Raw genomic sequence first — 17,455 nt, 5'->3', positions numbered from 1 at the left:
CGATGGCCAGGGGCGTTTTGCTGTCTGATACCGCGTGTTCATCCAGGCTTGCGCAGCGGGCACAAAAAAGCCCCTGGCCACGGAGTGACCAGGGGCTTTGCGGGTTGCGGGGTTAGAAGTCCCAGCGCGTGGTGAGCATCACGTTGCGTGGGTCGCCAGGGTAAGCCGAGTCATAGAAACCGATGTTGGTGTAGTAGTGCTTGTCGAACAGGTTGTTGACGTTGAGGGTGGCCGAAAGGTTATCGGTCACTTGGTAACGGGTCATCAAATCAACCAGCCAGTACGGGTCTTGGGTGAATTTCTCGGAGCGGCCACCACCGGGGTAGCCCCAGTTGTTGACGGTCTGCCAGCCAGCGCTCTGCCAGCGCGCGCCGCCACCGACGGTGAGCCTGTCCAGGTTGCCCTGGAGTTTATAGGTGGTATAGAAACTGACCTGGTCTTCCGGCTCCCAGGTCGCGACCTTCTTGCCATCGTCATCGCGGGCGATCTTGTGGGTGTAGCCCGCTTGCAGTTGCCAGCCCTGGGCCAATTCGCCGGAGATTTCCGCTTCGTAGCCCTTGGTCTTGGTCTTGGTGCCGATGTACGAATAGTCGACGCCCGGCTGGGAGTTCCACGCCGTGTCGGCCAGCGGGCGGTTTTCTTCGTGCACTTCGAAGTAGGCGAGGCTGGAATTCAAGCGGCCGCCAAAGAATTCACCCTTGACGCCAAGCTCATAGTTCTTGCCCTCGTTGGGGGCAAGCATGGCGCGTGTGCGGGTGCGGTACTGGGTTTGGGGCTGGAAGATTTCGGTGTAGCTGGCATACGCGGTGAAATTGTCGTTCAGGTCATACGTCAGGCCCGCATACGGCACCACCTTGCCGCTTTCCTGGGTGTCGCTGGTACCGGTGACCTGGTAGTTGGCGATACGTGAGCCGAGCAACAGGTGCAGCTCGTCCGTCAGGCTGAAGCGACCCGTGACGTAGGTACCGGTCTGGCGGGTGGTTTCGTCATTGATCTTGGTGGCGGTCCACAGCGGCTCGATGGCTTGGCCATTCCAATTGTAGAAGTCATAGGAGTTGTTGAAGTAAGTGGTCGCGGTGTAGTCCTTGGCTTTCCATTTGGAAATGGACAGGGACTGGCCGATCACCAGTTCGTGTTCGCGGCCGAACAGCTCGAATGGCCCCGAGGCGTACACATCGAGGCTGTCACTGGTGGTGTCGCCCACGTATTTGCGTGCGTAGATGGAGCTGGCGGTGGCGGAGTCCTGGGAGATGTAGCCCAGAGGCGCGTTATAGCCGTTGATCTGGTGGTTGTACTGGCCTTTGGTGACCCAGCCATTGTCAAAGGTGTGTTCCAGGGTCGCGAAAGCGGTACGACTGTATTGCTCCCATGAACCCCATTTCGGGCCGTTGTTGAACGAACGCGGCAGGTTCAGCTTGTTTCCCGTTGCATCAAAGATGGTCCGTGTGCCGGTCCAGCTGGAGCCTTTCGGATCGCTGTCCTGGTAGTCGGCGCCGAGGGTCAACAGGGTGTTTTCGTCCAGGTCGAATTCGAGGATGCCGTAGAGCACACCGGTCTTGCGCGAGTAGTGGTCAAGGAACGATTGTTTGTCCTGATACGCCGCGACGGCACGGCCACGCACATTGCCGGTTTCGGTCAGGGGGCCGCTGACGTCGACCTGGGAGCGGTAGTTGTCCCAGGATCCGGCGCCCAGTTCGATGCTGCTCTTGAACTCGGAAGTCGGTTTTTTGCGGATCAGGTTGATGGTGCCCCCTGGGCCGCCAGCGCCGGTGAGCAGGCCGGTGGCGCCCTTGAGGACCTCGACACGGTCGTAGATCGCCATGTCGGTCAGGGTCTGGCCCGCTGAGTATTGGGCGTCACGCAGGGTCGGGATGCCGTCGTACTGGAAGTTGACGATAGAGAAGCCACGGGAATAGTAGTTGGTGCGCTCGGTGTCGTAGGTCGACACGGTGATGCCCGGGGTATGGCGCATGACGTCATCGATGGCGTTAAGCCCGAAATCATCCATCACCTGGCGCGTCACCACCGAGATCGACTGCGGCGTTTCGCGAGGCGTCAGCACCATGCGTGTCGCCGTGGCAATAGTGCCAGGGGTATACGAGCCGGTGCCTTCCGTCACGGTGCCCAACTGGTTAGCGGTGACTTGCGTAGCCCCCAGTTCCAGCCCCGAAGTCGCGGCTGCACTGATGGTCACGGCGTTGCCTTGCAGGCTGTAATGGACACCCGTGCCGTTGAGCAGCGAGGCGATCGCCTTGTCGGGTTCCTGCTTGCCCTTGACCGCAGTGCTGTTCTTGCCTTGCACATCGGTCGGGCTGTACAGCACTTGCAGATTGGTCTGGCGGCCAAATTCCTGCAGCGCCGTCCCCAACGGCTGTGCAGGAATATCGATCTCGAGCTCCTGGGCCTGTACATACCCGGCGATGGGCAGCGATACCGCAATCGCGAGCGCGCAAGGCGTAAGGTTGAAGTTCAGGGCCCGTCGCATGGATAGCGCTTTGCTCAGGGGGCTCAGACCGAGTCGTACTGACATGAATGCTTTCTCTTCTGTGTGTGAGGTGGGCAGTTTATAAGTATTTATTGAGTCTGGTTCTCATTACCACTAGTGAGACGTTCCTAACTGGAGAAACCGGAAAAAAATTTCACGCCGGTGCCATTTCATGCACCACCTGGCCCGCGCGCAGGCGCACCAACTGGTCGGCGATATCGAAGTAACGGTCGTCGTGGCTGATCACAATGATGGTTTTGCCCAGGCGTTTGAGGTCCGGCAGCAGCTCGGTGTAGAAGATGCGTCGGAAGGCCGGGTCCTGGTCGGCGGCCCATTCGTCGAACACCAGCACGGGGCGTTCTTCGAGCCAGGCGTTGACCAGCGCCAGGCGCTTGCGCTGGCCGGTGGACAGGTCGGTGGTGCTGAATACGCCGTCCTTGACGCTGACCTTGTGCGCGATTTCCAGGCGCTCCAGGTACCGGGTGGCGCTGTCCAGCGACTGGGTGGCGCTGCCCTGGACGAGGTCATCGAACAGGTAATAGTCGGCGAACACCGTCGTGAACAATTGGCGATAGTCATCGCGCAGCGGGTCGGTGACGGTCTCGCCATTGAGGCGGATTTCCCCGGCGTGGGGCTGATACAGGCCCAGCAACAGCTTGATCAGCGTGGTCTTGCCGCAACCGTTTTCACCGACGATAAACACGATATCGCCCTGCTTGATGCTCAGGTTGATCGGCCCCAGGTGGAATGGCTGGCTGCCTTCCACCGCCGGCGGGCTGTAGCTGACGCCGCGCAATTCCAGGCTGTGCACCACCGGTGTCGGCGCCTCGCTGCCATCCATCAGCAGGTGCGGTTCCGGCGACGAGAAGCGTTCGGACAGTTCGGTGATACGCGCAAAGGCAATCCGCGCCTTACCGATAATCGGCAGGTAACCCACTACGTGCTCCAGCGGGCCTTTCATGTAGAGCAGCACCAGCACGAAACCGGTGATCACCGCGGGGTCGGGGTTGGGGTTGTAGGCCTGCATCGCCAGGGCCAGGCCGATCACCACGAAGAACAGCATCGAGCCAAAGGTCTTGGCCACGATGTAGATATTCACCGAGCGCACCTGGATATCGCTGATGCGGTCGGCGGTTTCCTGGATGCGGTGGGTGTTCATGCGAAAGCGTCGGGGGCGGTGGATACGCAGCTCCTTGGCGCCTGACGCGATCGCCGAGTAGTAGCGCTGCAACTCGTCTTCCAGGTCGCGGGCTTCGTCAAAGCCACGAATGCCCTTGTGGCCGGCAATGAACTGCACGCTGCTGCCGATGACGATGGCCACGATCATCATCAGGAACATCGGCACCGACAGGTACGCCAGGTAGCCCAGGCAACCGAGGGTGACGGTGGTGGCGATCGCCAGGGGTGTAAAGGCGAAGGAAAAGTCGCTGATGGTGTCGACGTCGTGGGTCAGCACCGGGATCAGGCGGTGGGAGCGATACTGTTCAATCTGCTCGATAGGCGCCGACAGGACTTTTTCGCCAAGGTCCTTGCGCAGCGCGGCAATGATGCGTTGACCGACATAGTTGGTGCCGATGTCCGACACGATCGAACTGGTCAGGGCCAGCAGGCACAGCGCGGCAAAGGCCAGGATCACGCCCTGGGTCATGCCGGTGGAGGCGTGCAGGGCATTATTGATAGTCGCCAGCAGCAAGGTGATGGCCAGGCCACCCGCCATGCCCAGGGCAACGGAGACCGTCACGAGGGTGCGAAAGGGCCTGAGCAATGCGAGCAAACCGCTGAAGGCGCCGCGCTTGGGGTCGGTCATAAGTACATCCCGGAGAGTGAAAAAGAGGGGGCTGGGCACACAGACCCTTACCCATGACAAACGAAGCGTCGGCGCGAGTATTTAGCTCGGTATGCCCGGCGGCGGCAGTGACGGATAAATTGCCGGGCGGCTGGCTCGTTCTTGTTCTGTAGGCGCACGCGTAACGACGCGGGGCGTGGTCCCTTCAGCGAGAGCGAAACAATGACGAAGAAGAACCTGGTGTATGTCTGGTCCCTGAGAAATGCTGCCGCCGACAAGGCCGGGCAGCCGGTGGCCTACAAGGACCATGAGCGCTACATGAAGTCGGTACTGGAGTTTCTGGTGGGGTCGCTGAACGACACGCCGCTGGGCGAGGCCTACCACCTGGTGGGCGTGGTGTATGACGATGACGAGCAGAACCCACGGGACCAGCAACTGGTCGCCGACTATGGCTTTGCCTGCACGCCTGGGCGCCCATGGCTGTACCCCGCGGACTTGCGGGTGCAGGGGCGCCTGGTCAACGACCTGCTGCTGAGCGTGCCGTCCACCTATCGCCGCCTGCCACGGGGCAGTGCCGAGCATATCGCCGGCAAGCAGGATTTCGAACGTCGCCTGTATGACACGCTGGTCGAATTGAAGGCCGACATCGTGGTGCTGGATGGTTTGCTGGTGATTCTCGATGAACTGGTGCGCCCAGGTGCGCCGTTCGCGCGTCGGATCATGAATATCCACCCGGGCATTACCCGTATCGAGTCGCCGTACGAGCGCCGTGGTGCCTATGCCACCTGGAATGCGCTGTACGGAGCGCGGGGGCAAGCGGTGGTGGATTGGGCGACCAGGGCGACCACACCGTGCGAGCCGCTGTACCTGACCGGCGCCTCGTTCCACTACGTGGACAATGGCATCGATTCCGGCGAAGTATTCCACGACGTACTCAAGACCGAGATCTCGCCGGACGACACCATCCTTGAACTGCGTTGGAACAACTTCAACAACAGCCTGTTCCCGGCGTTGCATGAAGGTTTGGAGTTGCTGGCGCTCAAAGGCTGAAGCGCCGCGATCCCCTGTAGGAGCGAGCTTGCTCGCGAAAAACGTCAACGATAACGCGTGTATTCAGGATCAGCGCGGTGCCAATGAGTTCTTCGCGAGCACGCTCGCTCCTACAGGGTAGGGGCTGGGCTTAGAGATCGCGCACGACGCGGAAGCCGATCCAATCCCCGCGGGTCTGCGGGTAGATGTTGTTGCGATTGCCCGAGCGCGAGAACACCGGCGCTTCACCCCAGTCATTGCCACGAATCTGGTACAGCTCGCACGTGGGCTCGACCCAGGCACTGCCATCGGTGGGCGCGCCGATGTAATCCGCGTGGTAACAGTCGGCCACCCGCTCATAGACGTTCCCGTGCATGTCATACATGCCAAACGCATTCGGCGGGTAGCTGCCCACCGGCGACGAATAGCTGTACCCATCCGCCGGGCCGTAGGTGTTGGCGTGCTGGGCGATGCTGTAGCCCTTGCCCTCGTCGAACGGGAAGGGGAATGGCCCGGTCGAGCCTGCGCGCGCGGCATATTCACGTTGGGACTCGCTGACCATGTGGTACTGCTGCCCGGTCTTTTTCGACAGCCAGGCCACGTAGTGTTTGATGTCGTCCATGTCCATGCACACCGCCGGTTGGCGCGGGCCCTGAGGATAGCGTGGCTTGCTGGCGATGCATTCGCGGCCGGGGCGGGTGTCGCCGTCGGCGATCTTCACCCCGGTCTGGCGCACGTAGCTGTCCCACTCGCCGGCGGTGATCTGGAAGCGGCTCATGGCGAAGGGCTTGGCGAAGGTCACGTCATGCAGTGGGCCTTCGTCCGGCTCGCGGCCGACTTCATCTGCCGGGGTGCCCATGGTGAAGGTGCCGGCCGGCAATACCACCATTTCCGGGCAGTCCTTGCAGTCCTTGAACACTTTTCCGGGTTGCGGCGTGGCTGCCTGGGCCAGGTTGGGCAGCCATGCCGTGCACAGGGCCGTCAGCGTCAGGGCGGTCAAAGGGGTGAGTCGCAATGGAGTCATGGGAGCCTCTCGTTCAAAGGGAAAAATCACCGTCACACTTGCTGGCTCAGCAGGCTTATGAAGCGTTGGATCTCATCGAGGTTATTGAGCAAGCCGGGGGCGGTGCGGATCACCGGCCCGACATCGCGGTCCACCGCATCGATCACCACGCGGTTGTTCATCATGTAATCCGCTACGGCGTCGCTGTCCTGGCCCTTGACCCGAAAAAAGGTGAAACCGGCCGACAAGCCGGGGCTGCGAGGCGTGACCAGTTCGACCTGAGGGAGGGCCAGCAGCTGGGTTTTCAGTTCGGTGTTGAGGGCATGGATGTGCGTCTGTACCTGCGCCTTGCCCAGTTGCAAATGCAGCTTGAAGGCCTCGTCCGCCGCCCAGCGATGTTCGAAGGCGTGATAGCCGCCGGGCGTCATGATCGTGGCGAAGTCCTTGTCTTCGGAGAACGTGGGCACCATCGGCGTGACGTATTTATTCACCGGGTCGCGGGCGCAGACCAACCCGGTGCCACGGGGGCCGAACATCCATTTGTGGGTGCCGGCGATAAAGAAGTCGCAGTGCATATCCGGGAAGTCGAGGTTTTCCACGCCAAAACCGTGCACGCCGTCGACCACATACAGGATGCGGTCCTGATCGTCACGGTTGCGATTATGTTCTGCGACCAGTTGGCCGATTTCGCCGATGGGCAGCTTCACGCCGCTGCCGGACTGCACCCAGGTCATGCCGAGTACGCGGGTGTTGGGGCGGATCGAGCGCTGGATATTGCCCAGCACCTCGTCGATGGAGACCTGGCTGGCCTGTTCAAACAGGCGGATGCGGCGCACCTGGGTGCCTTGCTTGGCGACACGAAAATCCAGGCAGTTTTGCGTGGCGTAATGCTCGTGAACCGTGGTGAGGATCTCCTGGTCGGGCCGCACCTTGATCCCGCCATAGATCATCGCCAGCCCTTCGGACGTACTGCCGGTGAGGGCGATCTGGGGCGGGCTGGCCTTCAAGTAACGGCCGGCCCACTCGCGCACCTGGCCTTCGCGTTTCCAGGCTTCTTCACGTCCCCAGTCCATCGCCAGGCCAGGGTTGCGGTCGATCTGTCGGCGGTAGCGTTCGATGGCCTCACGCACCGGCCTGGGGTGTGACGCCACCAGGAAGTTGGAGAAGTGCAGGTAGCTCGGATCCTGGTCGAACAGTTGCTTGAGGTCCGCCCATGGGCTGTCCGGCGCGCTGGCGGCCGATGCCTGGGGCAGGATGGCAGCGCCCAATGGCAGGCTGGCGGCGATTACCCCGGCCTGTTTGAGAAACGTACGGCGGTCGGTCATGGACTTACTTCACCGGTGGTTAGCGGTTGGCCAAAGGTTTGGCGGCTTTTTGGACCTGGTCCCACACCCGCAGGAAGTTGCCTCCCCACAGCTTGGCGATATCGGCTTCGGAGTAGCCGCGCTGGATCAGTTCGGCGGTGACGTTGCGCACATCGCCGACGTTCTCCCAGCCCTGCAGGCCGCCGCCGTCGTTGAAGTCCGAGGCGATGCCGACGTGATCGATACCGATCTTGCGCACGGTGTAGTCAATGGCGTCGCCCCAATCCTTGAGCGTGGCCTTGGGTTCTTCCTCCAGGATGCCGTACAGGCCCTGGGCGTACTGGCCGAACTTCTGCTCGGGCCATGCCGCAATGATCGCGTCACCTGGCATCAGGGCCATGGCCAGGTTGGGCAATGGTGGCAGGTCGAAACGAGCGCGCAGGGCGTTGAGCTTGTCCTGGGTTGGCTGGCTCAGCGGGCGCAAATAGGCGGGGAAGCCCACCACCTGCACCACGCCGCCGCTGTTCTTGATCAGTTGCAGTTCCTTGTCGCTGAGGTTGCGCGGGATGTCCACTGACGCCCGCGGCGCCGAGTGCGAGGCGACCATTGGCGTGCGGCTCAGTTGTGCCACCTGCTCCAGGGCCTGGGTCGACATCTGCGACACATCGATGATCACCCCCAAGTCGTTGAGGCGCTGTACCGCTTGCTTGCCGATGTCCGACAGGCCTTCGAGGGCATCGGTGGAATCATTGAAAAACGGCAGCGGCCGCGACGAATCGGACCAGGCGTTATTGCCGATGTAGCTGAAGCCAAACATGCGCATGCCGCGCGCAGCCCATAAGTCCAGCTGGTTCAGGTCATTACCCAGCGGGTAGGCATTGAGCATGCTGATAAAGATCGCGAACTTGCCCTCGCCATGCAGGCGCCGGAAGTCGTCCGGGGTGTAGGCGATGCCGACCTGATTGGGAAAGTCGCGCACCATGCCGGAGATGATCTTGTAGCGCACTTCCTGCTCGTGGCGGGCCTCTTCGACAAACCCTTCGGTGGGTTTGTGCGGTGCATTGGCGCCGTTCCAGATTTCCGGCCAGCCGAAAATCGTCAGCGCCGCGCCGGACAACCGACCCCGCGCCGCCTTGGCCAGGTCGAACTGGCCGCCGCCATCCTTGTCGGCTTCGTTGCCGGCCGTGCCGAAATCCAGCGGCACGGTGATATGGCTGTCGAACGACAGCAAGCGATCCTGCAGGTCGTTGGCCTGCTTGATCACCGCCAACGGGTAACCGGCATTGCCCCTGAACCAGTGATCCCAGGCCAGGAAGCCGGCGCCGGCACCGATGGCCAATGCCAGCGGCAAGCCGATATACAGCGCCTTTTTCGAACGTGGTTTTGTCATTGCCGTCTCAGTCAGTTGAGGCCTTTGCTATCTGGGAAGAACGAGCCATGAGCGCGCAAATTTAGGCGTCGCGGGCGGCAAGCTAAATTTCCCCCGTGAGCAAACGTTCTAGCTCTGATAAAGGCGTTTCCTAAGGTAGACAATGACCATCTCTCGACGTGGGTTCATCGCAGGCCTGGCGCTGACCGGCGCAGCCGTGCCGGCGGCCTTTTATGCCCATCGCGAGTTGACGCGCGAAGAATTTCCCATCACGCCCGGCGAAGCCACCGTCGACCTGGCCGACACTGCCGGCCAACACCTGGCGAACACGCTGCGCGGCGTGTGGAGCCTGCGCCTGGAAGGCCGCGATGCTGGCCTCAAGGGCCTGCCGTTGCAGGGGCTGGAATTGCTGCTGGATATCGCCCCACGCGGCCGTGGCCTGCGCGGCTATCTCGACACGGCTGCAAACCTGCGTGCCGACGCTGAACCGCGCTATCGCGTCCTCGGTGATTTGCTCACGGGCGAGGGCGCCGTGCTCTATTGGCGCCTGATCGACCGCGACACCGCCGACGGCACACCGGCCTATGAATTCAAGATGACCCTGGACGAAGTCTGGGCCAACTTCGCCAATGCCGGCAGCAGCACCCTCAGCGGGCACATCCTCGACCTGGACCGGCCCCTCGCGCTGGTTGAACGCGACAACCGCTTCGTCGCGCACAAACAGGTGTTTCCCGAAGCCCGCGAACGCATCGGCCTCAACCCGGCCCTGCTGGCCTGGCTGGTTTCACCGGAGCACCGGCTGTTCCACCAGCTGTGGCACGCCACCCGTGACCAATGGCACAAACTCTCCGAAGAAAAACGCGATGCGCTGCGCGGCATCGGCTGGCAACCCGGCCCGCGCGGCAAGGAACGCGACGCCCGCGGCACACTCAAGGACCGTAACGGCTCGGGCATCGACTTCTTCTTCATGCACCGCCACATGCTCGGTACCGCGCGCTCGATGCAACACTTGCCCTCATGGGCGCAATTCCCCGAACCGCAACCGCCCCTGGAGCGCGATCGCCTGGGCTTCGTGCGTTACTTCGACAACCACGACGGCTTTGCCTTGCCCCCTACCTGGCTGGCACCGGACGACGGCGACTACACCCAATGGGTCAGCGATATCAAGGCCGCCGAGACCTACCACAGCAACTTCCAGGTGTGGGAATCCCAGTACCGCGACCCACGCTACCTGGCCAAACTGACCCTGGGCCAACTCGGCTCCGAGATGGAACTGGGGCTGCACGACTGGCTGCACATGCGCTGGGCCTCCGTGCCTCGCGACCCCTCCAACGGCGCCCCGGTACCGTTCGCCCGTGACCCCGCGGACTTTGCTGCACGCTGGTATGCGGCGGAAAACGACTTCCTTGGCGATCCGTTTTCCTCCCATGTGAACCCGGTGTTCTGGCACTTCCATGGCTGGATCGACGACCGCGTCGAAGACTGGTTTCGCGCCCATGAACGCTTCCATCCCGGTGAGGTCAGCCGGCTTGAAGTCAACGGCGTGGCATGGTTCGCAGCGGGGCGTTGGGTCGAGGTCGGCGACCCCTGGCTGGGGCCGGACACCCATGGCTGCAGCACCACGCCGGGGCTGCAGATGGGGCGGTCGATGGAGATGGACCCGGAGACCATGAAGCTGGCGTTGCGCATTACCTTCGGTGCCGAGGACGAGATGTTGAAGGGGTTGTTCAAGCGCGTGCCGAAGCGGCCCTGGTATGCGCGGCATTTGAAGGTGAAGGCTTGAGAGGCGGCCCCCTCAACTCACGGCCGCCCCTTCCTGCGTCGCATACATCCACCGCAACAACGAATGCCGCCCGCTGATACCCAGCTTGACCGACGCGCGCTTGAGGTAGCTCTCGATGGTGTTGACCTTCAGCGCCAGTTGTTCCGCCAGCTCCGGCGCGGTGCGCCCGGCCAGCAGGCCGACGCACACTTCCAGCTCGCGCTTGGACAGGTTCAGCCCCGATTGCACCAGGCGTTCTTCGATGCGTCGGCGCAGGGTGTCGAGGCCGTGGTTTTGCGCTACGACCGGGTCGCTGACAGTGCGGCAAGGCTGGATGGCGTTGATGTGTTTTTCCACCATGGGCAGCAGCAAGGTGGAGAAGTCTTGCAGCAGGTTGCGTTCCTGAGCGGAAAAACACGCTGACGGGGGCGAGCGGTACACCGACAGTACGTAGCGCATATCGTCCTTGCGCCGCGTGAGGTGCAGTTGGGCGGTGGGTGGTTCGGCGCTGCCGGCGGTCACCGAGTCGGTGTACACCGGGCTGATCTTGCGCCGGGTATGGCCTTCGGGGCTGACCTGCAGTTGCGTGATATGGGTGGCGTCCACAGCCAATTGGGTGAGGATCAGGTCATGCAGCATGCGCGGGAAATGGCGGCTGCCGGTGCTGGCGATGACCTTGCCGATATGGGGGAACAGGTGTGCGTTCATCAACTCATCCATGAAAAGTGCGGGTATTCGGCCTTATCGCGACGGGGGGGGCAAGGTGCTGGCCAATGCGAATAACCCACAGTGAAAATCCCGCCCGCCGGAAAACCTATGCTAGTACAGGCCCGGCTCGGCATGGGGATCCAATCCGCGAAAACGCGATGCAATTGCCTCAACGGCGGTCGGACTGGGCCGGCCACCGTTGTGGGAACGCTTAACCCCAGGCGTTGGCGTTATTTCAGCGCCGGTTCAGCCGTCCGGGTGTGACGGGGCGCGATACGCATGCACTGGGCCAGGGCCTGTCGAACGTCCGCCAGCAGGTCGGCGACGTCCTCCAGGCCTACCGATAAACGCACCAGGCCCTCACTGATGCCGTGCTGTGCGCGTTCTTCCGGGGTGTAGGTGGAGTGGGTCATGCTCGCCGGGTGCTGGGCCAGGGATTCGGCGTCACCCAGGCTGACGGCGCGGGTGAACAACTGAAGCGCGTTCATGAAGCGCCGGCCGGTGTCGATACCGCCCTTGAGTTCGAAGGCAATCATTCCGCCGGACTGGCGCATTTGCCGGGCCGCCAATTCGTACTGCGGGAAAGAGCGCAACCCAGGGTAAGTCACCCATGCCACGGCCGGGTGCGCCTGCAAGGCCTCGGCCACGGCCTGGGCGTTGCTGCAATGGCGATCCATGCGCAGCGCCAGGGTCTTGAGGCCGCGCATCAGCAGCGCTGCATCCTGGGGTGACATGACCGCGCCGGTCAGGTCCTTGAGCCCTTGCAGACGAATACGATGCGCCAGGGCCTGGTTGCTCACCGCGATGCCGGCAGTGATATCGCCATGCCCGCTGAGGTACTTGGTTGCCGAATGCACCACCACGTCGGCACCGAGGTCCAGGGGGCGTTGCAGGTAGGGCGTGCAGTAGGTGTTGTCGACCACCACGGTGATGTTGGGCTGCTGATGGGCCAGCGCGGCGATGGCGGCGATGTCCACCAGTTGCAAGGTGGGGTTGGCGGGGGTTTCGCAGTAGATCATGCGCGTGGCCGGGGACAGCGCGGCTTGCAGCGCGGCCAGGTCGGTGAGGTCGACATGGCGCACCTTGATACCGAACTCGCTGATGCCATGGTGCAGCAGGGCGTAGGTGCAACCGTACACGGTCTGGCTGACGATCACCTCGTCGCCGGGGCGCAGCAGGGTCCAGAAGGTCGCGGCAATCGCGCCCATGCCAGAGCTGAACGCTATCGCGGCTTCGCCGTTTTCCAGGGTGGCCATGCGCGCCTCCAGCAAGGCCAGGGTCGGGTTGGAAATGCGGGTGTAGAAGTGGCCGCTTTCTTCCCCGGCAAAACAGGCCGCGCCGTATTCCGCGGTGGGAAAGGCAAAGGTTGCAGACAGGTAGATCGGCGGCACCAGCGCGCCATGGTGGTCCTGGGGGTCGTAACCGTGGTGGATGGCACGGGTGGAAAAGCCGAAGGCAGGATGTTTATTGTTCATGTCTGGCGCTCCTTATTTCCTACAATGCTATGCTCATAACCACAGCCGAACTTTGCAAAGTTTGCTGATAAATCCCGGGTTATGGGACGAAACATCCATAAAAATAATGATCAGAGGCACGTTATGCCCGTCAGTCTGGACCGCACCGACAAAGCCCTTTTAAACGCGTTGCAAGGCAATGCCCGCCTGACCGTGGCCGAACTGGCCGACCGCGTCGCGCTCACCACTTCGCCGTGCTGGCGCCGGGTCCGACACCTGGAAGAGAGTGGGGTGATCAGCGGCTACCAGGCGATCCTGTCGCCCAAGGCCCTGGGCTATGGCGTAACGGCGTTTGTCAGCATCATGATGGAGAGCCACACCCAGGAAATCGCCCGCGCCTTCGAGCAGCGGCTGTTGGCGATACCGGAAATCGTGGCGTGCCATAACGTGTCGGGGCGTTATGACTTCCTGTTGGAGGTGGTGGCCAAAGACCTGGAGTCATTCGGCGAGTTCGCGCGGGAGGTGTTACAGACGCTGCCCTGCGTGAAGGAGATTTACTCGAGCTTTTCCTACAAATCGGTGCGGCCGCTGCGCGTGATGCCGTTGCCGGGGTAGTGCTTTTTTTGGGGGGGGCGAGCGGGCTGTTGTGGCGAGCGGGCTTGCCCCGCGTTGGGCCGCGAAGCGGCCCCCCAACCAGCCACTGAGGCGTACCTGACACCGCGCAGGTGTCTTTGTCAGGGGCCGCTTCGCGGCCCAACGCGGGGCAAGCCCGCTCGCCACAAAAAATGTGGTCACTTAGGAAGGGATTTTAATCCTTAATAATCAATAAATTATTTATGTTTGATAAGGGCGGCCTGCTCCCACAATTGGTCACCTGATCTTCTGCGCAATTGGATATTTTTCCCGACCACGGCGGTGACTAACCTAGCCACCAATCCTCACCGCCCTGGAGTTCCATCATGCAAACCCGTACCGATTTCTACACCGCCTCCCCAGACGCCATGAAAGCCATGCGCGCCCTGGAAGCTGCCGTCGGCAAACTGTCCATCGAGCTGCCGCTGCTGGAGCTGGTGCGCCTGCGTGTTTCCCAGATCAACGGCTGCGCATTCTGCCTGGACATGCACACCGCCGATGCGCGCAAGGGCGGTGAAACCGAACGGCGCCTGTACACCTTGTCGGCCTGGCGTGAAACGCCGTTCTTCACCCCGCGTGAGCGCGCCGCCCTGGCCTGGGCCGAAAGCCTGACCCTGCTCAGCCAGACCCATGCCCCTGACGAAGACTACAACGTGCTGGCCGCCGAATTCAGCGCTCAGGAACAGGTCGACCTGAGCGTGGCGATCTCCACGATCAACAGCTGGAACCGCCTGGCCGTCGGCTTTCGCAAAATGCCCAAATAAGCGATCAGAAGTTCACCGTAGCACTCAGGCGCGCCGTCAGCGGCGCGCCCTGGAACAGGTAGTCATCGCCCATGTACTCGCCTGCGTCGCGCCAGTAGCGCTTGTCGAACAGGTTGTCGACGCTCAGGCGAAACACGGTTTCATACCCGTCGACGCGGGTGCTGTAGCGGCTGCCGACGTTGACCACCGCGTAATCCCCGACTTCGACATTGCCGGTGCGATTGGCGTACTTCTTGGCGCTGTATTGCACGCCGCCGAGCAGCGCCAGGCCATTGACCCATGGCAACGCATAATCGGCGTACACACTGGCGCGCAGCTTGGGCACGTTGATCGCCTGGTGGTCTTCGTAGGCCGCTGTGCCGCTGCCGCTGACCCGTGCACGAATCGCCGCCACGCTGGTTGCGATCTGCAAGCGCTCGGTCGCCCAGCCGTTGGCCGACAATTCCACGCCAGTGTTCTTCTGCTCGCCCTGTTGCACATAGGTGAAGGCCCCGGCGTCATCCGGCTTGGCGTACTGGTAGGCCTGGCGCGTCTGGAAGACGGCGGCGGCGAAGCTGATGCGGCGCCAGTCGTATTTCACCCCGGCTTCGATCTGCCGCGACACGGTCGGCGCCAGGGTTTCGCCCGGGTTGGTCGCAAACCACGGCGCCGTGCCGCCCAGGGACAAGCCCTTGCTGTAGGTGGTGTACAGCGAAATGTCTTCCACCGGTTTGTAGATCAGCGACGCCTGGGGCAGGAACACGTATTGCTGGGTATGGCGCGCCGGGTCGCCATTGTCGTCGAAGGCTTTTTCATCCAGGCGCACTTCGCGACCGCCGAGGATGGTTTGCCAGTGCTCATTGAAGCGGAGGCGGTCGGTGACGAACACGCCGTACTGGCGGCTGTCGAGGTTGCGATGGCGGGCGTTCAACGGTTTGTCGGTGGGCGTGAAGCTCGGCGCATCCTCGTCGATATTGGTCGTGCCGATGTACTCGTTGACGAACTTACGCTTGTCGATCACCCGGCGAAATGCGCTGGTGCCGAAGGTCAGTTCATGGCCGATGCCTGCGGTGTCGAACATGCCGGTCATCGCCGCCTGGACTTCATCGTCACGGCGGGTGTCGTCGGGGCTGCGGTAGTCGTAGACGTCGTAGTTGCCTTCGGGGGTGAAATAGTTACCGAGGCCGGTCGTGGCACCGCCCCACGCAAACGAACTGTAGTCATCAATCACCACTTTGCTGCGCGCCGCGCTGACACTGCCTTTCCACTGGTCGCTGAAGCGGTACTCGAACGTGCCGTTGAGGTTCAACGAATCGATGCCGACCTGCTTGGAACCGGTTTGATGGCCCAGCAGTTTTTTCGGCGAGGCGTCGTGGGGCACTTGCGTACCGCCGAGCAATTGATAGCCCGGCACCGAGCGTTGTTGCTTGTTCTGGTACTCCGCATCCAGTTGCAGCACGGCGTCGGGGCTGATGTTCCAGTCGAAGGCCAGGGACACAAAATCCCGCTGGCCGTCGGCATGCTCCACGTAGGAGTTGAGGTCTTCATGGGCGACGTTGGCGCGCAGGCCCAATTGCTGCTCGCTGCCAAACCAGCCGCCGACATCGGTGGCGAGATAGCCGCTGCCGCGATCGTCGGTGGAGACCGTCACCGAGCGTACGTCTTCCGGGCGCTTGGTCACGTAGTTGATCACGCCGCTGGGCTCGGAAATCCCACTTTGCAGGCCGGCCAGGCCCTTGAGCACTTCCACTTGCTGCTTGTTTTCCAGGGCGACGTTCTGTTCGCCGGTGATGGTGCGCCCATTGATCTTGTAGCTGCTTGCGGCATTCAGCGAGAAGCCGCGCACCACGAAGTTTTCGTAATAGCCGATCGGCGCATAGCTGTCGCCCACCGAGGCATCGTTGCGCAGCACTTCACTGAGCAGGCGGGCTTGCTGGTCCTTGATCAGCGCGGCGTTGATCACCGTGATCGAGGCCGGGGTGTCCAGTAGCGGTGCGTCATTGAAGCCGCCGACGGCGGCAGTTTCACTGCGATAACCGGACTCGTCCTGGCCCTGGACGTTCACCGCCGGCAGTTCGATCTCCGCCGCCAGGCTGTTGCCAATACCGCCGCTGAGCAGCAAGCCGAGGGCGAAGCGGGAAGTGACGACGGGGCGAAAACGCAAAACCATGGGGCAGGGCCTTAGAAGCGCGGGGCGAGGGGCGCATAAGCTAGGCATAACGGCGCGGTTTTACAAGCGTTCAGGCCAGGCGCGGGCTGAGACATCGCGTCTCAGCCCGCACGTCGATCCACTCGCGGCTCGACAGCTGCGGCGCGGACCTGCGATAGACGAGGCTTCTCTGATCATTGCAGGAGTTCGTCATGAGTACTGCTGGAAAAGTCATCGCTGGAAAAGTTGCGCTGGTGACCGGCGCCGGGCAAGGCATTGGCCGAGCCATCGCCTTGCGCCTGGCACGGGATGGTGCGGATATCGCCCTGGTCGACATCAATGGCGCCAAGCTTGAAGCGGTAGCCGCCGAAGTGGTGGCCCTGGGGCGCAAGGCTTCGGTGTTCATCGCTGATGTGTCCAAGCGCGAGCAGGTGGTGGCGGCCGTGGAGCACGCGCACCAGACCCTGGGTGGCTTCGACATCATCGTCAACAACGCCGGGGTGGCGCAGATCGATTCGCTGTTGGACGTGACCCCGGAACAGGTCGAACGCACCCTGGGCATCAACGTGCAGGGGGTGTTGTGGGGCATCCAGGCGGCCGGCAATAAATTCAAGGCGCTCAAGCAGAAGGGCAAGATCATCAACGCCTGCTCGATTGCCGGGCATGAAGGTTTCGCCCTGCTTGGCGTGTACTCGGCGACCAAGTTCGCCGTGCGCGCCTTGACCCAGGCGGCAGCCAAGGAACTGGCCAGCGTCGGGATCACGGTCAACGCATATTGCCCCGGTGTGGTGGGCACGGACATGTGGGTCGAGATCGACAAGCGCATGGCCGAGATCACCGGTGCCGAGGTGGGGGCCACCTACAAGAAGTACGTGGACGGCATCGCCCTGGGCCGTGCGGAAACCCCAGAGGATGTGGCGGGGCTGGTGGCTTACCTGGCGGGGCCGGATGCGGATTACATGACCGGGCAGTCCCCGTTGATCGATGGTGGCCTGGTCTACCGCTGATACCTCGGGGTCTGCATCGGTCC

General features: G+C 62.4%; 13 protein-coding genes. 5 read left to right on the top strand and 8 right to left on the bottom strand.

Annotated features, from left to right (window positions below; genetic code table 11):
- Positions 1 to 112: 112 nt before the first annotated feature.
- Positions 113 to 2,530: a TonB-dependent siderophore receptor gene (locus AC1Q6I_RS22365; RefSeq protein ID WP_193689487.1), complete on the bottom strand. Its 2,418-nt coding sequence runs from the start codon at positions 2,528 to 2,530 to the stop codon at positions 113 to 115.
- 109 nt (positions 2,531 to 2,639) lie between these two features.
- Positions 2,640 to 4,292, bottom strand: a complete 1,653-nt coding sequence (locus AC1Q6I_RS22360; RefSeq protein ID WP_024076051.1) for a cyclic peptide export ABC transporter — start codon at positions 4,290 to 4,292, stop codon at positions 2,640 to 2,642.
- Between the two features lie 201 nt (positions 4,293 to 4,493).
- Here AC1Q6I_RS22360 and AC1Q6I_RS22355 point away from each other — a divergent pair, with 201 nt between their 5' ends.
- Complete coding sequence (locus AC1Q6I_RS22355) at positions 4,494 to 5,321, top strand: formyl transferase (protein WP_069075800.1); 828 nt, start codon at positions 4,494 to 4,496, stop codon at positions 5,319 to 5,321.
- Between the two features lie 130 nt (positions 5,322 to 5,451).
- Here AC1Q6I_RS22355 and pvdO read toward each other — a convergent pair whose 3' ends face one another.
- Genes pvdO through pvdM form a run of 3 tightly spaced genes read right to left on the bottom strand, consistent with a single transcriptional unit; the run spans position 5,452 to position 8,997 of the window.
- Entirely contained in the window at positions 5,452 to 6,324 is an 873-nt protein-coding gene (gene pvdO / locus AC1Q6I_RS22350; RefSeq protein WP_069075799.1) for a dihydropyoverdine dehydrogenase, read from the bottom strand.
- A 32-nt stretch (positions 6,325 to 6,356) separates the two neighbouring features.
- Positions 6,357 to 7,628 carry a pyoverdine-tailoring periplasmic protein PvdN gene (gene pvdN, locus AC1Q6I_RS22345; RefSeq protein ID WP_069075798.1) on the bottom strand — a complete coding sequence of 424 codons (1,272 nt, stop codon included), beginning with the start codon at positions 7,626 to 7,628 and terminating at the stop codon, positions 6,357 to 6,359.
- Between the two features lie 19 nt (positions 7,629 to 7,647).
- On the bottom strand, positions 7,648 to 8,997 hold the full coding sequence (gene pvdM, locus AC1Q6I_RS22340; protein ID WP_069075797.1) for a pyoverdine-tailoring dipeptidase-like protein PvdM: 1,350 nt from the start codon (positions 8,995 to 8,997) through the stop codon (positions 7,648 to 7,650).
- Positions 8,998 to 9,139: 142 nt separating this feature from the next.
- Here pvdM and pvdP point away from each other — a divergent pair, with 142 nt between their 5' ends.
- Positions 9,140 to 10,759, top strand: coding sequence for a pyoverdine maturation tyrosinase PvdP (pvdP, locus tag AC1Q6I_RS22335; protein ID WP_024076046.1), 1,620 nt, complete (start codon positions 9,140 to 9,142; stop codon positions 10,757 to 10,759).
- A gap of 12 nt (positions 10,760 to 10,771) precedes the next feature.
- Here the strand turns inward: pvdP and AC1Q6I_RS22330 are convergent, their stop codons facing one another.
- Both AC1Q6I_RS22330 and AC1Q6I_RS22325 read right to left on the bottom strand, forming a co-directional pair.
- Positions 10,772 to 11,446 carry a helix-turn-helix transcriptional regulator gene (locus AC1Q6I_RS22330; RefSeq protein ID WP_102625473.1) on the bottom strand — a complete coding sequence of 225 codons (675 nt, stop codon included), beginning with the start codon at positions 11,444 to 11,446 and terminating at the stop codon, positions 10,772 to 10,774.
- A 230-nt stretch (positions 11,447 to 11,676) separates the two neighbouring features.
- The gene (locus AC1Q6I_RS22325; protein ID WP_102625472.1) at positions 11,677 to 12,921 is read right to left on the bottom strand and encodes a methionine gamma-lyase; all 1,245 of its coding nucleotides are present in this window, start codon (positions 12,919 to 12,921) and stop codon (positions 11,677 to 11,679) included.
- 123 nt (positions 12,922 to 13,044) lie between these two features.
- Here AC1Q6I_RS22325 and AC1Q6I_RS22320 point away from each other — a divergent pair, with 123 nt between their 5' ends.
- Together AC1Q6I_RS22320 and AC1Q6I_RS22315 are read left to right on the top strand one after the other, a co-directional pair.
- Positions 13,045 to 13,515 carry an Lrp/AsnC family transcriptional regulator gene (locus AC1Q6I_RS22320; RefSeq protein ID WP_069075795.1) on the top strand — a complete coding sequence of 157 codons (471 nt, stop codon included), beginning with the start codon at positions 13,045 to 13,047 and terminating at the stop codon, positions 13,513 to 13,515.
- Between the two features lie 344 nt (positions 13,516 to 13,859).
- On the top strand, positions 13,860 to 14,297 hold the full coding sequence (locus tag AC1Q6I_RS22315; protein WP_102625783.1) for a carboxymuconolactone decarboxylase family protein: 438 nt from the start codon (positions 13,860 to 13,862) through the stop codon (positions 14,295 to 14,297).
- A 4-nt stretch (positions 14,298 to 14,301) separates the two neighbouring features.
- Here the strand turns inward: AC1Q6I_RS22315 and AC1Q6I_RS22310 are convergent, their stop codons facing one another.
- Positions 14,302 to 16,446 carry a TonB-dependent siderophore receptor gene (locus tag AC1Q6I_RS22310; protein ID WP_102625782.1) on the bottom strand — a complete coding sequence of 715 codons (2,145 nt, stop codon included), beginning with the start codon at positions 16,444 to 16,446 and terminating at the stop codon, positions 14,302 to 14,304.
- Between the two features lie 191 nt (positions 16,447 to 16,637).
- Here AC1Q6I_RS22310 and AC1Q6I_RS22305 point away from each other — a divergent pair, with 191 nt between their 5' ends.
- The gene (locus AC1Q6I_RS22305; protein WP_024076040.1) at positions 16,638 to 17,432 is read left to right on the top strand and encodes an acetoin reductase; all 795 of its coding nucleotides are present in this window, start codon (positions 16,638 to 16,640) and stop codon (positions 17,430 to 17,432) included.
- Positions 17,433 to 17,455 lie beyond the last annotated feature (23 nt).

Source organism: Pseudomonas sp. MPR-R2A5, from assembly GCF_058793055.1.
The sequence above is the reverse complement of the archived record's forward strand: the minus strand, read 5'-3'. Positions and strand labels throughout refer to the sequence as shown.

Excerpts from the sequence above, each read along its gene's own strand:
- AC1Q6I_RS22365 (WP_193689487.1), bottom strand. The coding sequence starts at position 2,530 with ATGTCAGTACGACTCGGTCTGAGCCCCCTGAGCAAAGCGCTATCCATG.
- AC1Q6I_RS22360 (WP_024076051.1), bottom strand. The coding sequence starts at position 4,292 with ATGACCGACCCCAAGCGCGGCGCCTTCAGCGGTTTGCTCGCATTGCTC.
- AC1Q6I_RS22355 (WP_069075800.1), top strand. The coding sequence starts at position 4,494 with ATGACGAAGAAGAACCTGGTGTATGTCTGGTCCCTGAGAAATGCTGCC.
- pvdO (WP_069075799.1), bottom strand. The coding sequence starts at position 6,324 with ATGACTCCATTGCGACTCACCCCTTTGACCGCCCTGACGCTGACGGCC.
- pvdN (WP_069075798.1), bottom strand. The coding sequence starts at position 7,628 with ATGACCGACCGCCGTACGTTTCTCAAACAGGCCGGGGTAATCGCCGCC.
- pvdM (WP_069075797.1), bottom strand. The coding sequence starts at position 8,997 with ATGACAAAACCACGTTCGAAAAAGGCGCTGTATATCGGCTTGCCGCTG.
- pvdP (WP_024076046.1), top strand. The coding sequence starts at position 9,140 with ATGACCATCTCTCGACGTGGGTTCATCGCAGGCCTGGCGCTGACCGGC.
- AC1Q6I_RS22330 (WP_102625473.1), bottom strand. The coding sequence starts at position 11,446 with ATGAACGCACACCTGTTCCCCCATATCGGCAAGGTCATCGCCAGCACC.
- AC1Q6I_RS22325 (WP_102625472.1), bottom strand. The coding sequence starts at position 12,921 with ATGAACAATAAACATCCTGCCTTCGGCTTTTCCACCCGTGCCATCCAC.
- AC1Q6I_RS22320 (WP_069075795.1), top strand. The coding sequence starts at position 13,045 with ATGCCCGTCAGTCTGGACCGCACCGACAAAGCCCTTTTAAACGCGTTG.
- AC1Q6I_RS22315 (WP_102625783.1), top strand. The coding sequence starts at position 13,860 with ATGCAAACCCGTACCGATTTCTACACCGCCTCCCCAGACGCCATGAAA.
- AC1Q6I_RS22310 (WP_102625782.1), bottom strand. The coding sequence starts at position 16,446 with ATGGTTTTGCGTTTTCGCCCCGTCGTCACTTCCCGCTTCGCCCTCGGC.
- AC1Q6I_RS22305 (WP_024076040.1), top strand. The coding sequence starts at position 16,638 with ATGAGTACTGCTGGAAAAGTCATCGCTGGAAAAGTTGCGCTGGTGACC.